11 protein-coding genes are annotated in these 15,356 nt (G+C 45.0%); 9 read left to right on the forward strand and 2 right to left on the reverse strand.

Going from position 1 to position 15,356, the window contains the following annotated elements; genetic code table 11:
- Positions 1-765: 765 nt before the first annotated feature.
- The 5 genes from rne to ACYTPF_RS01555 all read left to right on the forward strand — a co-directional run bounded on the left by rne (position 766) and on the right by ACYTPF_RS01555 (position 8,764).
- Positions 766-4,248: a ribonuclease E gene (gene rne / locus ACYTPF_RS01535; protein ID WP_461850950.1), complete on the forward strand. Its 3,483-nt coding sequence runs from the start codon at positions 766-768 to the stop codon at positions 4,246-4,248.
- A gap of 104 nt (positions 4,249-4,352) precedes the next feature.
- Complete coding sequence (locus ACYTPF_RS01540) at positions 4,353-5,483, forward strand: phosphotransferase (protein WP_461850951.1); 1,131 nt, start codon at positions 4,353-4,355, stop codon at positions 5,481-5,483.
- 97 nt (positions 5,484-5,580) lie between these two features.
- A complete protein-coding gene (locus tag ACYTPF_RS01545) occupies positions 5,581-7,167 on the forward strand; it encodes a sensor histidine kinase (protein ID WP_461851524.1) in 1,587 nt (528 codons plus the stop codon).
- A gap of 27 nt (positions 7,168-7,194) precedes the next feature.
- Positions 7,195-7,872, forward strand: coding sequence for a response regulator transcription factor (locus tag ACYTPF_RS01550; RefSeq protein ID WP_179983183.1), 678 nt, complete (start codon positions 7,195-7,197; stop codon positions 7,870-7,872).
- An 82-nt stretch (positions 7,873-7,954) separates the two neighbouring features.
- Positions 7,955-8,764, forward strand: coding sequence for a haloacid dehalogenase type II (locus tag ACYTPF_RS01555; protein ID WP_461850952.1), 810 nt, complete (start codon positions 7,955-7,957; stop codon positions 8,762-8,764).
- Between the two features lie 151 nt (positions 8,765-8,915).
- Here the strand turns inward: ACYTPF_RS01555 and ACYTPF_RS01560 are convergent, their stop codons facing one another.
- Both ACYTPF_RS01560 and ACYTPF_RS01565 read right to left on the reverse strand, forming a co-directional pair.
- Positions 8,916-9,380, reverse strand: coding sequence for a GNAT family N-acetyltransferase (locus ACYTPF_RS01560; RefSeq protein ID WP_461850953.1), 465 nt, complete (start codon positions 9,378-9,380; stop codon positions 8,916-8,918).
- Positions 9,381-9,615: 235 nt separating this feature from the next.
- Positions 9,616-10,521 (reverse strand): LysR family transcriptional regulator, encoded by a 906-nt coding sequence (locus ACYTPF_RS01565; RefSeq protein ID WP_461850954.1) that lies wholly within the window; start codon positions 10,519-10,521, stop codon positions 9,616-9,618.
- A 144-nt stretch (positions 10,522-10,665) separates the two neighbouring features.
- Here ACYTPF_RS01565 and ACYTPF_RS01570 point away from each other — a divergent pair, with 144 nt between their 5' ends.
- The 4 genes from ACYTPF_RS01570 to ACYTPF_RS01585 all read left to right on the forward strand — a co-directional run bounded on the left by ACYTPF_RS01570 (position 10,666) and on the right by ACYTPF_RS01585 (position 15,329).
- The gene (locus tag ACYTPF_RS01570) at positions 10,666-11,127 is read left to right on the forward strand and encodes a nuclear transport factor 2 family protein (protein ID WP_461850955.1); all 462 of its coding nucleotides are present in this window, start codon (positions 10,666-10,668) and stop codon (positions 11,125-11,127) included.
- A gap of 52 nt (positions 11,128-11,179) precedes the next feature.
- Positions 11,180-11,842, forward strand: coding sequence for a glutathione binding-like protein (locus ACYTPF_RS01575; protein WP_461850956.1), 663 nt, complete (start codon positions 11,180-11,182; stop codon positions 11,840-11,842).
- Between the two features lie 9 nt (positions 11,843-11,851).
- Positions 11,852-12,874, forward strand: a complete 1,023-nt coding sequence (locus ACYTPF_RS01580; RefSeq protein ID WP_461850957.1) for a pyridoxamine 5'-phosphate oxidase family protein — start codon at positions 11,852-11,854, stop codon at positions 12,872-12,874.
- A gap of 130 nt (positions 12,875-13,004) precedes the next feature.
- On the forward strand, positions 13,005-15,329 hold the full coding sequence (locus ACYTPF_RS01585; RefSeq protein WP_461850958.1) for an FdhF/YdeP family oxidoreductase: 2,325 nt from the start codon (positions 13,005-13,007) through the stop codon (positions 15,327-15,329).
- The last annotated feature ends 27 nt before the right edge of the window (positions 15,330-15,356 follow it).

The following is a 15,356-nucleotide window of genomic DNA, read 5'->3' on the forward strand; positions in this document are numbered from 1 at the left end:
TAAATATTTGAAAAAAGCATTTATCGTCGCAATTTTAACCAAAGGCAATTTTTTGTCATTCGTCTGTGCTCAGTACACAGCCTACTTATTGAGATATACACAATTTATTCACTTGCTTTCCTTGCTAAATTTGCAGTTTTGGTGCGATAATTAACGACGTTTTTTGAACGGTAATATTCACAATTTAGTTTTTGATAGTAAGTGGTAAAAAAACGCCCTTTCAGAAACGTGAAACTCAGCGTTATAAAAACAACAAACGAGAACGAGATAGCAATCTATAAAGAACGACGATGCTACTCACACTTGTAAAACGAAAAAGTATGGCGTTCGCGTTGGTAGCATCCGCAATGAAAAAATATTTTTCAGACCAACCAAGCTAGAGAGGCAACGACTACACTGCCGTGATAAAGCAACCGCCATTGCTTGCGAACATAAAATAAGTTTGCCGTTAACTAACAGAATTAAATGACTAGCGAGCATATAAAAATGCTCGTAAAAAAGAATACAGTAATAAGGGCTAGTCGCTCCCGACATCCTTAAAGCAGTGTGGCCATTGCAATTCGCTTGCGATTTTGTCTGAAAATAAGACACAAGTGAAAACAGTTAAAATTAAGCGCTAAAAAAGGTGCTAACATGGCCAACCACCAGGGATAATGCGACGCAACAACAAGGTCCCCGTCCAGCCGTGAGGTTGCGCGGTGAGGGTTTGCACATGTCACTTTAATTTTGTGTCTTAACGGCTGTACTAAAACAGAGTTAGATACAATGAAAAGAATGTTAATTAATGCAACTCAGCAAGAAGAGTTGCGCGTTGCCCTTGTTGATGGGCAACGGTTGTACGATTTAGATATTGAAAGCCCAGGGCACGAGCAGAAAAAAGCGAACATCTACAAGGGTAAAATTACCCGCGTTGAACCAAGCTTAGAAGCTGCTTTTGTCGACTACGGCGCAGAGCGTCACGGTTTCCTCCCTCTAAAAGAAATTGCCCGCACTTATTTCCCTAAAGGTTACAAATTCGAAGGCCGTCCAAACATCAAAGATGTGATTAAGGAAGGCCAAGAAGTTATTATTCAAATCGACAAAGAAGAGCGCGGCCAAAAAGGCGCGGCTTTAACTACATTCCTATCGCTTGCGGGTAGCTATTTGGTGCTTATGCCGAATAATCCACGCGCTGGCGGCATCTCTCGTCGTATTGAAGGCGACGAGCGTACTGAGCTTAAAGAATCACTAAGTAAATTAGACCTTCCTGAAGGTATGGGCCTAATTGTGCGTACTGCCGGTGTAGGTAAGTCGTTCGAAGAATTAGAGTGGGATTTAAAAGTTCTGCTTAAACACTGGGAAGCGATTTCAGAGGTAGCTGAAGAGCGCGAAGCTCCTTTCTTAATTCACCAAGAAAGTAACGTTATTGTGCGCGCTATTCGTGACTATCTACGTCGCGATATCGGCGAAATCCTTATCGATAAAACCAGCATTTATGAGCAAGCGCTACAGCACATTCAGCTAGTGCGCCCTGACTTTGCAAATCGTGTAAAGCTTTATCGTGGTGAAGTACCACTATTCAGCCACTATCAAATCGAAAGCCAAATTGAGTCTGCGTTCCAACGCGAAGTGCGTTTACCATCTGGCGGCTCAATTGTTATCGACCCTACTGAAGCACTAACATCTATTGATATCAACTCTGCCCGCGCAACTAAGGGCGGTGATATTGAAGAGACTGCGCTTAATACTAACTTAGAAGCGGCAGACGAAATTGCTCGTCAGTTGCGTCTTCGCGATTTAGGTGGTTTGGTAGTTATTGACTTCATCGACATGACACCAGTACGTCACCAACGTGAAGTTGAAAACCGCATGAAAGACGCGGTAAGAAGCGACAGAGCCCGTGTACAACTTGGTCGCATTTCTCGCTTTGGTCTTTTAGAAATGTCTCGCCAGCGTTTACGCCCTTCTCTAGGTGAATCAGCGCACCATGTGTGTCCACGCTGCTCTGGTCACGGCACTATTCGCGGAACCGAATCTTTAGCATTGTCTATTCTTCGTATTTTGGAAGAAGAAAGCATCAAAGAAAATACAGGGCAAATTGAGGCACAGTTGCCTGTTCCAGTTGCGACCTATCTACTTAACGAAAAGCGTAAGTCAATTCAGCTTCTTGAAAAGCGTCACGGCGTAGATTTATTGCTTATTCCTAATGCAAACTTGGATACACCTCATTACCAGGTGTTGCGTAGACGTCCGGATGACGTTGTGTCTGACTCAAGCTACAACGTAGAGTTAATGCCTGCAGTAGAAGCTGAAACAGAAACGACGACTACGGCACCAGTTAAACGCGAAGAACCAGCGCTTAAAGGCCTTGTTGCGCCAACGGCTGCACCTGTTGTGGCGCCGAAAGAAGAGCCAGCGAAGAAAGCTGACGATGTGCCTTCGTTGTTCGCACGTTTCGGCAAATGGATTAGTGACTTATTTGGTAGCGAAAGCGAAGAAGAAACCAATAAAGACAAGAAAGCAAAGTCTGGTAACCAAAATAGAAACAACCGCACTCGCAATAACGACGACCGTCGTCGCAAGCCGCGTAATAAAAACAACCGTCGTGGCAGCCAGTCTAGAGGCCGAGACCAAGATAAAGATCAAAACCGTGATGGCGAGCAGAAAGATAATCGCAAAGCTCGCGGCGATCAGCGAAGAGATCAGAATCAAGACCAGCGAAAAGATCAGCGTCAGGACCAAGACGAAAAACGCAATAACAAAGGCCGTAAGCCGCGTAAAGCGCAACAGCCTCGCGATGAACAGCAAAAGCCTAAGCACGAGAAGCAAGATGGCGAACAGCAAGAAAACCAAGCGCAGAAGAAGCGTGAAGTGGCTGAACGCAGAAAACGTCGTGACAAGCGCCGTAGCGTTCGTGTGAAAAAAGATGACACTGCCGTAAATACTACAGAACAAAATGACGCTCAAACAGCCCCTGCGCCGAAAGAAGCACAGGTACAGCAGAAGCCAAAAGCTGATGCAAAACCTAAGTCATCTAAAGTAGAAAAAACGCAGGCGCCAGCTGAAAATAATGTTGAGTCAAAGCAGGACGCTAACAAACCAGCGCCGCAAGCGGAACAACAAGTAGCTGAAAAGCCTGTAGACGCTAAACCAGTAGTGGCTCAATCGGAGGCGACGAAGAGTGATAGTCAAACTTCTGTAGCTAATGAAGCTGTTGAAGCGACTACTGATGCGAGCAGTGAAGCCAATAGTGAAGAACAAGGTCAAAAACGTGAAGGTCGTGGTCGTTCGCGCCGTTCACCTCGCCATGTTCGTGCTGCAGGTCAACGTCGTAAGAAAGAAGCGCAGCAAGTTGACGATGCAGACACTCAAGCTAAGCAACCTGGCGAGCTTTCACCGCAAGCTCCAGAGGCTGAAGTTGAAGCGACAGCTAAAGCTGACGCCCCTGTTGTTGAAGAAACGCAAGCACAGGAGCCTGGTCAACTAGCGCCAGCTGACGAACAGCCTGTTTCTAACCAAGGCAAGCAAGAAAAAGCCAAGCTTGATGTTGAAGCCGTTCAGGACGAACTTCAGTTTGATGCAGAGCCTTCAGCGGGTGATAAAGCTTCAGCGGGTGATAAAGCTTCAGCGGGTGATAAAGCTTCAGCGGATGATAAAGCTTCAGCGAGTGATAAAGCTTCAGCGGGTGAAGAGCCTTCAGAAGATAAACCTTCTACTACTGAAGAAACTTCAGCAGAAGAAAACGCTACCACTGAAGCCGAGCAGCCCAAAGAAGCTCAAAGTACTGAGCAAGCAAGTGCATCTGAAGACACCACGTCTGCAGCAGACACTGAAGCTACGGATGAGACTGCTGATACTGAGACTTCAAGCGCAGTGTCAGAAGCTAAAGGTGAAGCAGCATCTCCAGAACAAGTTGAAATTAACTTGGCAGATGCGCCATCAAAACCGGAAGCACCAGCGCAAGAAGCAAAAGCAGCTGATACGACGGCTAAAGAGCAACGTACTGTAAAGGCAGCACCCGCTTTAAATAGCCTAGCAGCTAGCGGTAAGGGTAAGCGTGGCGCATCTCATCCTATGGCATTGCCAGCGCAAGTGAACGACACGTTTGTTGATGTTGTGCTTACTGCAAAAGCTGACGATGCACGTCCTGCACTAATAGTATCAGGAAAAACTGCGGCCATGTCGTACGCCAACTCGCGAGCATCAGCAACTACAACACTTCCTCAAGCAGTAAGTGACGTTGCTGAAGCGCCAGCAGCGGCTGAATAAATCTCAGTTGCTAGTGGTTGACTAGCCCATGAATAAAAGCCGCTTTCGAGCGGCTTTTTTGTTTGTTAGTGTACTTTTGAAATTTAGTTCGAATTGAGAATGAAATGTCAGACACGGTAGACCAGCAATATATAGATTGGTTAAGCCAAGTGTGTAATGCCAGGGTATTAAATACGCAACTAATCCAGCCTCTTTGGAGTGGCTATGGTGCGTGTTTTCGTGCCACACTAAGCTATTCTAGTGACGGCACCGCAAAAGCCAATAACAATGTTAGCGCTACTTGTAGAGATGAAATCCAGCACGTACAAAATAGCTCAACTACCCTACCCAAAGCCAACTACCAACCAGTTACTAAGGTTGTAGTAAAATGCGCCACACCGCCAAACACCCTTTCACACCCCAAAGGTTGGAACGGCGAGGCAAGCCACAACCGAAAATGCCAATCTTTTGCGGTAGAGAACTGTTTTTATAGCCGAGTTCAAAAGCAAACTGATGCCTGCTTTCCAACAGCTAGATACATAGCACACAGCCAGCAGGGCGAAGCCTCCCTTCTGGTTATGGAAGATTTAGCGCACACTGGCTACTCACGCACAGCCTCTTCACTTACTTCAGTACAATGCGAAACCGTTCTAAAATGGTTAGCTCACTTTCACGCGCGCTTTCTTAATGTAAGAAGTGAATTTGAAAACCGAAATATACAGTTGTGGAGCGAGGGTACTTATTGGCACTTAGCTACACGTGAAGATGAGTTTCAAGCCATGCCAGAGGGTCTGTTAAAACAAAACGCCTTGGCCATTGCTAGAACTTTAGATAGTGCTAACTATCAAACGTTAGTACATGGCGATGCTAAAGTGGCTAACTTTTGTTTTACTGAAGATTTTTCCGCCTGTGCCGCCGTCGACTTTCAGTATGTAGGTTTTGGTGTCGGCATAAAAGATGTGGCTTACTTTTTGGGAAGTGCATTACCCACTGAGACCCATATTGCCCATCGGGACGCTTTACTTAATACGTATTTCCTTGCACTAGAAGACGCACTACAAGCTCGCTCGTCAAATCATGCTCCCCCTTTTTACTTCAAAAGCAGTGATATTGAGCACGTTATTACCGAATGGAAAAAGCTGTACCCTTTTGCCTGCGCTGACTTTTATCGGTTCTTATCAGGTTGGAGCCCAGAGCACTGGAAAATAGATGCTGAGCTTAAGTACCAAACTGATATCGCCTTAGCCGCCTTATAAAGTTCACACGCCTGCCAGCCGCCTTTAAAACCAATAAAACTGCACCAATACATTATATTAAGCGTATATAGTGGCAAACAAATACAATGTCGTTGCCATGTACAAACGCAAACTTTATCTTTTTGGGTTGTTATCTACATTTATCTTGTTAATAGCCTTGGCAAGTGCCGCAATCTCGGCACATTTAACCCGTACTAATCTAACCCAGGCACAGCTTGCCCAGTCGTTACTGTCAGAGCATCAACAGCTATCGAGTGTTTCCTACAGGCTTTTTAAACAGCTGACAGACGAGCTTATATTTGGAAAAAATGCGAACCAAGCCAAAGTTAGAAACAAGCAACAGCAAATAGAAAACGCATTAAATCGGATAACATCGCTAGAACTCGCGCAGCGTGAAGCCTTAGGAGTTGAAGCAACGCTTGGCAGCGTAGAGGACACTGATGAACTCGAAGCACTCATTCAAAGCATAGTGGCAGAATTTAGGGCTATTGCGCTTTCTAACGATAGCACCCCACTCAACCAGCAGCAGCGCCTTCAAACATTATTAGAAGTCACCATCGACAATCAGTTTAGAGAAGCCATTAACTCTGCTGTAAATAGACAAACAGGTGTGGTATCGCGTATTAACGCTAGCATCGAAACACTTAACACCAGCATTGTATGGTTTACGATTAGTTTGGGCCTTATCACCTGCCCCTTCATTTTGCTGGGTTGCTACTGGCTATTCAATGCCCTTTATTCACCCCTTACAGTCATTCGTACTGGTACTGATGCTATCGCATCAGGAAATTATCACTATCGCTTGCCTGAAACCCTAGACAGCGAATTTACTGACTTGGTGAAAGCGCTTAACTCTATGATTGCGCGACTACAGGAGCATGAAGATCAGGCAGATGCCCATCGCAAGCATTTAGAGTTTGAAGTGGAGAGCCGTACTCGCGCGCTAAAAGAAGCAAATGACAAGCTAACTAAGCAAGACGCAAAGCGTCGTCAGTTTATGGCCGATGTTAGCCACGAATTGCGTACGCCGCTAACTATTATACGCGGCGAAGCGCAGGTAACCCTCAGACAAGCAGCAGCGAGCAATGAGATTTACAAAGAAACGCTGGAGACCATACTAGAGCAAGCGGTTAACTTAAGTAAATTAGTGGATGACTTACTGCTACTGGCGCGGGCCGAGATGCACGAATTTACGGTGGATTTGGTAAAATCGGACTTACACAGCCTGCTTACTCAAAACATGCCATCGTGGCAAAAACTTACAAAGCCCAGAAACCTAGATATTAAATGGCTTGCTAAAGAAAAAGCGCAAGTGCTTATCGACAGTGACAGAATTTCGCAGGCACTAACCATTCTTATTGAGAACGCGCACAAATACTCCTATCCAGATACACCCATTTCGCTGCGTGTTGAAAGCGAAGACCAGAATATCAATGTATCAGTCATTGATTGCGGTGAAGGCATTTCTTCAAGTGATTTGCAGCACGTGTTTGAACGCTTTGTTAGGTTAAAACGCAAAGGCAATGGAATGGGGTTAGGTTTGTCTATCGCAAAAGCCATTGCGGAAGCCCACCACGGCGCACTAACTGCACACTCTACATTAGGTAAAGGCTCTCAGTTTAACTTGACACTTCCTTTGATAGAAAGCCAAGCAAGTCAATCAGATACAACAAGCGCTGAATGACATAGACGATTTAGGATTATACCAACAATGAAGATTCTTATTGCTGATGACGAAGCTCCCTTACTACGATTTTTATCGCGAGGCTTAAGCGCGGAAGGTTTTGAATGTGTTGAAGAGTCGGCATTGCACAATTTAGTCACGCGCATTCGACACGAGTCCCCTGCCATCATCGTACTTGATCGCATGTTTGGCGACGAAGATAGCGTAGAACTGTTGCCCGCCATTAAATCTCTCCCTCATGCTCCTATGGTTTTGCTACTTACAGCTGTAGATGAGGTACGGGAGCGCGTGAATGGTTTAAAACAAGGCGCAGACGATTATCTATGTAAGCCTTTTGACTTTGACGAACTGCTAGCGCGTATAACGGCCTTGAGCCGAAGAGTGACCAACACACCTGTTACTCAATCAGGCTTAACCGTCGGACCGTTAAACATCGATGATGAATCTCGCATTGCAACACTGTCAGGAGAAGAAATTACACTCACTAAACTAGAATACGACATGCTCTATTATTTTGCGGAAAATACTGAAAAAGTCCTCTCTCGAGAGCGCATATTAAGTCGAGTATGGCGAAGCCACAGTGACCCGCTGACCAATGTGGTTGACGTGTACATCAGTAGGCTACGTCAAAAGCTTCATAGCAGTGATGCCATATTTATTGAAACCTTGCGCGGGAATGGGTATCGATTAACCACCAGAAAATAGTCATTTCGTCTCATCAACTATTGCATTAAGACCCTATTCATCCTATTTTGAACACTCGTTCAAATCTTAATTAAGGATAATCATGGCTCGTTCACCTTCATCATTACTATCACGGATATGCTGTACAACCGCTTTAGGCCTAGGTCTGCTGTCATCACCTGTTTTTGCGCAAACAGGAGATACCGATGCAATGCAGGTTGAAAAGAAAGAACTGCGCGCGCCCAAAGTTATCTTTTTTGATGTAAACGAGACCCTTCTTGACCTTACCGCCATGCGCAGCTCGGTGGGTGAAGCATTAGGAGGGCGAGACGATTTGTTACCGCTTTGGTTCTCTACCATGCTGCATCACTCGCTGGTCGACTCAACCACTGGTCGCTTCCATACCTTTGGAGAGATTGGCGTTGCCTCACTATTGATGGTCGCTGAAATTGAAGGTATTGAATTAACTAAAGAGCAGGCTAAAACGGCAATTGTCACGCCTTTGCGAAGCCTTCCCCCACACCCAGACGTACGTGATGGCTTGCAGGCGTTAAAAGACAAGGGCTATAAACTGGTGAGCCTTACCAATTCCTCTAATAAAGGCGTGTATACACAGTTTAAAAATGCAGACCTACTTTCTTATTTCGATGAAAGACTTAGCGTTGAAGATATTAACTTGTACAAGCCAGATACACGCACTTATGAATGGGCTATTGAAAAAATGGGCATAGCAGCAGAAGACGCTATGTTAGTTGCGGCTCACGGCTGGGACATTGCTGGGGCTAAACAGGCCGGCTGGCAAGCTGCGTTTATCGCTCGACCGGGCAAAGTACTCTATCCTTTAGCGCTATCGCCTGACACTGTAGTGAGCGGGCTAGATGAGCTGGTATCTCAATTACCGAAGGCGAAGTAAGCATTCGGGTCTTGATTGATGAATTCTAGGTGCACTTAAAAGCACCGCTTATCGGTTGGCATGGGTGAATAATATTGCTTAATACTTTGGCTATACGTCTGTTCCAAAGCTATAAGGTTATGCCAACCGATTTTTTGAGCTAGTTATAGAGCTAAGCTTTTGCTGTGCCTAGTCTTTTCATATCTATGTGAGGAATGTCATCTTCCAAGTACATCGTTGATGTGGCTTCAAAACCAAAACTTTCATAAAAGCGTTTTAAATACTCTTGCGCACCAATTTCAATATCACACCCCGGCCACAGCGACTCACAGTGCTTAATGGCTTCACACATAAGGGCTTTACCCGCTCCTTTCCCTCGAAAGGCTTCACTGGTCGCCACACGGCCTATGCTTACCGATGGATAACTAACCCCTTTACCAAGTAATCGTGCACATGCCACAAGTTGATTATTTTCAAAACCCATTAAGTGATGGGTTTGCGAATGGCGGTCTTTTTCATCTAATTCCGGATAGGGGCAGTTTTGTTCAACAACAAAGACATCGACTCGCAGCTTAAGCAGGTCGAAAAGTTGATGGTTTGTAAGTTCATTAAATGTAAGTGATTGCCAAGAAACCATGTTACCCCGATGAATTTCTATTATTAACGTTTTTATGGCGCACATTAACTTGTGGTGTTAAAAGCGCGATAGTAAATGACTAAAGCTATGACCTGCCGTAGTGTAACCCATTGCTATTTACTCACAAAGCGTATCAAGCTCACATTAAACAGAATTGTTTTGGATTAGCACAACAGTTTTATTTTGTAATGATAAGCAACATCCCCTATCGCAATTCCCCTAACTTTTTGAATGCTCACTTAGGGTTAATATATTCATTGTTTGCTAATCCGGCCTTTACATAGTCGATGAAGGTTTTAATTTTGGTGAGGTTTTTTCGTCCTTCAACACTCACCACTTGAATAGGCAACTTGTTATCTTCCACATCTTCTAACAAGCTAACCAATTCACCATTTTTAAGCGCATCAGCAACCTGGTAAGACATAAGCCGTACAATACCTACGCCATCTTTTGCTGCATTAATTGCCGCTCTATTTTGGTTAGACTGGAAGCGAGGTGTAAGCTTAATGGGTATAGCTTTGCCGCCTTTGTGGTAGGTCCATACGACAGGTTCGTTGAATCTCGTAGGAAACAAAATGCTATGCTGTTTTAAATCTTCCGGTTTCTTGATGGGCCCGCTGCTTTCTAAGTAAGCAGGTGCTGCGCAGGTTACGCGCCTTACATACCCAACAGTAACACCATAAAGCGATGAATCTTTCGGCTTACCAATTCGAATTGCTACATCAATATTATTATCAATCAAATTCACGACATCATCGTGAAAATGACCGTTAATTGAAATATTAGGGTAATCCTTCAGGAACTGAGAAATAATCGGCGTTATGTAACGCTCTCCGAATAATATAGGCGCAGTTATATTGAGTTCACCTCGTGGCGCGAGATCTAAGCCAGATACCGCAGCTTCACTTTGTTCAATGTCGGTCAAAATACGTGAGGCATGACTTAAGTAATGCTCTCCCACTTCGCTCAGCTTTATTTGCCGTGTTGTGCGATGAAAAAGCCTTGTATTTAACTGAGATTCCAAATGTGCAATACAGCGAGTAACTGCAGGCGCTGACATTGACAATGCATCTGCAGCCCCTACAAAGCTACCCGATTTAGCCGCCTCGACAAACACTCTCATGCACAAAAGCTTATCCATATTATTTCACTGTTTGAAATTATGAATTTTAAAAATAGCCAATTATTAAACAAAAAGAAAGCATTAGTATTTCCATAAGCTAATTCGCACTTTCAATTCAAACAATATTGATAAACCACAGACCGATAACACGAGGAGACATTTATGAGAGCGCCAACACCACCATTTTCACTTGAAACCGCAGCGCAAAAAGTGCGCCTTGCTGAAGACGCTTGGAACAGTAAAGACCCGGTAAAAGTTGCGGGTGCTTATACCTTTGACTGTAGCTGGCGTAACCGCGCAGAGTTCATTGAAGGGCGAGCTCAAATAGTAAGTTTTTTAACGCGAAAGTGGAACAAAGAGCTCAATTATAAACTGGTAAAAGAGCTATGGACATATGGCTCAAACCGCATTGCGGTGCGCTTTGCCTATGAGTACAAAAACGATTCTAGACAATGGTTCAGAGCTTACGGCAACGAAAATTGGCAGTTTAACCCGGAAGGGCTAATGGAAAAGCGTATAGCCAGTATTAACGAACATCCTATTGCTGAGGATGATAGAAAATTTACCTGGAATGGTGACCGACGCCCCGATGACTTTCCTTCACTGTCGGAGCTTGAACTATAAACAAGTTCAGTGACGACATTAATCTAACTATGCCTATTGTGAGAAATATCCCATGACGCACCAAATAAATAAAGTTAAGCCCCAACAACCTATTACTTTGATTCAAAACCCTAAGTCTGGCCACTGTCATAAAGTGTCGCTATTTATGGCGCTCAACGCCATTCCTTTTATAACCGTTGAACCTGACATGGCCAGTGGCGAGCACAAAAGTGAGCGTTTTAGTGTACTTAACGTTTTCAAACAAGTCCCCGTGATAACGGACGGCGATATCACTTTGGCTGACTCTAATGCCATCTTGGTTTATTTGATCAACGCATATGCAGACAGCGATTATTGGTTAGGAAAAAGTGCCAAAGAAAAAGCGCTTATTCAACGTTGGCTCTCGGTTTCAGCAGGTGAACTTGCTAAAGGGCCCGCTGCCGCGCGATTAGAATACGTGTTTGGCGCAACAGTTCATGTTCCCACTGTACTTGCCACCAGCGCTACATTACTTGAAAACATGGAAGCGCATCTATCAATTTCGAAAAGTGTTTTTCTAGTAGGTCATCACGTCACCGCCGCAGATATCGCTATGTATTCTTACATGGCTCACGCCCCTGAAGGTGGCATATCGCTGGAAAAGCACCCTCGCATAACTGAATGGCTAAAGGCTATCGAGAGCTTAAACGGCTTTGTTCCAATGCCATCATCTGATATTGCTCCAGCTCGAAATTAGGAGGTTGCTATGTCACTACCAAGGCTATCGTCAATAAACCCTGCGTTTCACCATGGTGAAATTGCTCTGCAAAAGAAACTCGGTATTGATAAGGAAATAGGCGAGCGAACCAAGGGATTCATCCGTAGCTACATGCCAGAGCAGCATAGGCTTTTCTTTACTTCTAGCCCGTTCACCGTTTTAGCCTTGGTAAATGACGAAGGCTACCCTGTAGCCGTTCCTGTGTGGGGAGAAGGAGATTTCATAGAAAGTCCCTCGCCCACTCAATTGAGGTTACACCTGCCCGATGAAGTTTTAAACATGATACAAAACACACTGAACTTAGATGTGATGGCAGGAAGCAAAGTGGGCATAGTCGGCATTGAATATGCGACAAGGCGAAGAAATCGACTAAACGGTACGATAAACCACGCGAATAACGGCAACCTTACGATATTGGTAGATCAAAGTTTCGGTAACTGCCCTCAGTATATTCATAAACGAAACACGACAAAAAGGCGACGTCTTGCCATAGGTGTGCAGTCAGAGAGTAACGCGCCTTACAACGTTAATATGACCACTACCACAACAAACGTAATCGACACCAGGGCTCGCACAATAATAGAAAGTGCTGAGACATTTTTTATTGCTTCACGGCATAGTTCCCTGGGACAAGAAGCAAACGAAGGCTTGGACGTATCTCACAGAGGGGGCAAAGCAGGCTTTGTTAACGTGAAAGGAAATACAATAACCTTCCCTGATTTTAGCGGAAATAAGTTCTTTAATACTTTGGGCAATATCCTACTAGACCCACGCGTAGGTTTGTGTTTTTGGGACAATGAGACAGGTGACCTTTTTTTCGTAAAAGCAAAAGCTAAGGTCGAACCTATTGAATCTAATGCTTCTGTGTTTAAAGGGGCTGTGTTTAAAGGCGCGGAGCGTTTTGTGTCCTTATCGGTAATGTCGGTTACACACATTGTGGGAATATACCCCTATTCTCATGAAATAACGGACATGTCTCCCTATGCACTTCAGACTGGCGACTGGAAATAAGCGGTTAATTGATGAACCCTATAATTTAGTCGGCGTAATTAATTGGAACACCATTTAAAAATAGTTAAGGTGATTTGCTATTAGGTCTTGTATACATGAGCAAACACCCGCGCGGGCACAGGGGCAGAATATGAGTGATAAGCGCAACATCAAAACTTACGACAAACCCGCTGGCGGATGGGGCGCTCTGAAAAGCGTAACCCAAAGCTGGATCCAAAGCGAGAAGCCGCTAAAAAATTTACGGGCGATGCTTAAAACCAATCAAGATAAGGGTTTTGACTGCCCGGGCTGCGCATGGGGAGAATCTCCAGAAGGCGGACTAGTTAAGTTTTGCGAGAACGGAGCTAAAGCAGTGAATTGGGAGTCTACTGGTCGACATGCTGACCCTGCATTTTTCTCAAATCATTCTGTGAGTTCACTCAAAAAGCACACAGACTACTGGCTCGAGTCACAAGGCAGACTTACCCATCCTATGCGCTACAACGCTAAAACTGACTTCTACGAACCCGTTTCATGGGACAACGCGTTCGCACTTATCGCCAAGCATTTGAATGCTCTAAGCTCACCACATCAAGCCGAATTTTATACCTCAGGGCGGGCAAGTAACGAAGCCGCTTACCTGTATCAACTTTTTGTACGCGCGTTTGGTACTAATAATTTTCCCGATTGCTCGAATATGTGTCACGAAGCCTCGGGACAAGGCATGAAGCCTACCATTGGTGTAGGTAAAGGCACGGTTACGTTCAACGATTTTGAAAAAGCGGATACTATATTTGTTATCGGGCAAAACCCGGGCACTAACCACCCGCGCATGTTAGAGCCACTGCGCGACGCTGTACGTAGAGGCGCTCAAGTAATTTGCTTAAACCCGCTAAAAGAGCGCGGGCTTGAAAAGTTTCAGCATCCTCAACACCCCATAGAAATGCTAACTAATGGCTCAACGCCAACCAATACCGCATACTTCAGGCCTGCCCTTGGCGGCGATATGGCAGTAATGCGCGGTATTGCGAAATGGTTACTAACCTGGGAGCAAGAAGCAAAGGCGGATAACGCTCCTCCTGTGTTTGACCACGATTTTATCAATACGCATACCAACGGCATGGACGACTATTTAGCTATAGTCGACAATACAAGTTGGGATCATATTGAAGCACAAAGCGGTTTATCGAAAGACGACATCCGCCACGCGGCAACTATGTACAAGCGCGGCGAACGGGTAATCATGTGCTGGGCTATGGGAATTACACAGCACAAACACTCTGTTGCTACGGTTCAAGAAATTGTAAATGTACAGCTATTGCGAGGAAACGTTGGCAAGCCAGGTGCCGGCCTTTCACCCGTTAGAGGACATAGTAATGTCCAAGGTGATAGGACGGTGGGTATTAATGAAGCTCCGCCTAAAACCTTACTCGATGCATTGGAACGCAAGTTTAACTTCGCAGTACCCCGAGAACAGGGTCACAATACTATTCAAGCGATTCAAGCTATGGAGCGCGGCGAGGCTAAAGTATTTATCGGCTTAGGCGGTAATTTTGCGCAGGCAACACCGGATACACCGCGTACTCACGCTGCGTTATCAAAATGCGATCTAACGGTACATATCGCTACCAAACTTAACCGCTCTCACCTGACCACAGGCAAGGATGCACTTATTTTACCTTGCCTAGGTAGAACTGAAGTGGACGTGCAGGCAAACGGACAACAAGGTGTAACCGTTGAAGATACGTTTTCTATGGTTCATATCTCCTATGGTCAACTACCGCCGAGCTCGCCCGAACTTCGCTCAGAGCCAGCCATAATCGCGGGTATCGCAAAAGCGACGCTGGGCAACACACCGGTAGACTGGGATGCCTTAATTAGCGACTACGATAATATTCGTGAACTTATTGCCGATACAATAGACGGTTTTAAAGACTTTAATACCAAACTTGCACAGCCAGGTGGCTTTCACCTAGGTAACGCAGCTAGCGAACGGAACTGGTTAACACCTTCAGGCAAGGCTGAATTTGCCGTTAACTCGCTGCCAAATTCGCTGTTAAATGCGGACCTAGTTACTCAAGGGGAAAAGCCCGACCTGATTTTGCAAACGCTACGCTCTCACGACCAATACAACACCACTATCTATGGTATGGATGACCGTTATAGAAACGTGTTTGGCGCCCGTGATGTCCTTTTTGCTAACGAAAGTGATATCGAAAAACTGGGTTTTAAAGACGGCGATAAAGTCGATATTACCTCTATGTGGAACGACGGCAAAATACGCCAAATAAAACAATTTATGTTAGTGGCTTACGACATTCCAAAGGGTCAAGCCGCGGCCTACTACCCAGAAACGAACCCACTGGTACCATTAGAAAGTTATGGCGATGGAACCTTCACACCAACGTCAAAATTTATTGCGATCAAACTTTCAAAGTCCGAATCGGATGGACGAATTGCAGTTTCTGCAGTTTAAGCATATCGAATTTGGCCCCGACCACGG

Source organism: Alteromonas sp. HB246098, from assembly GCF_054890645.1.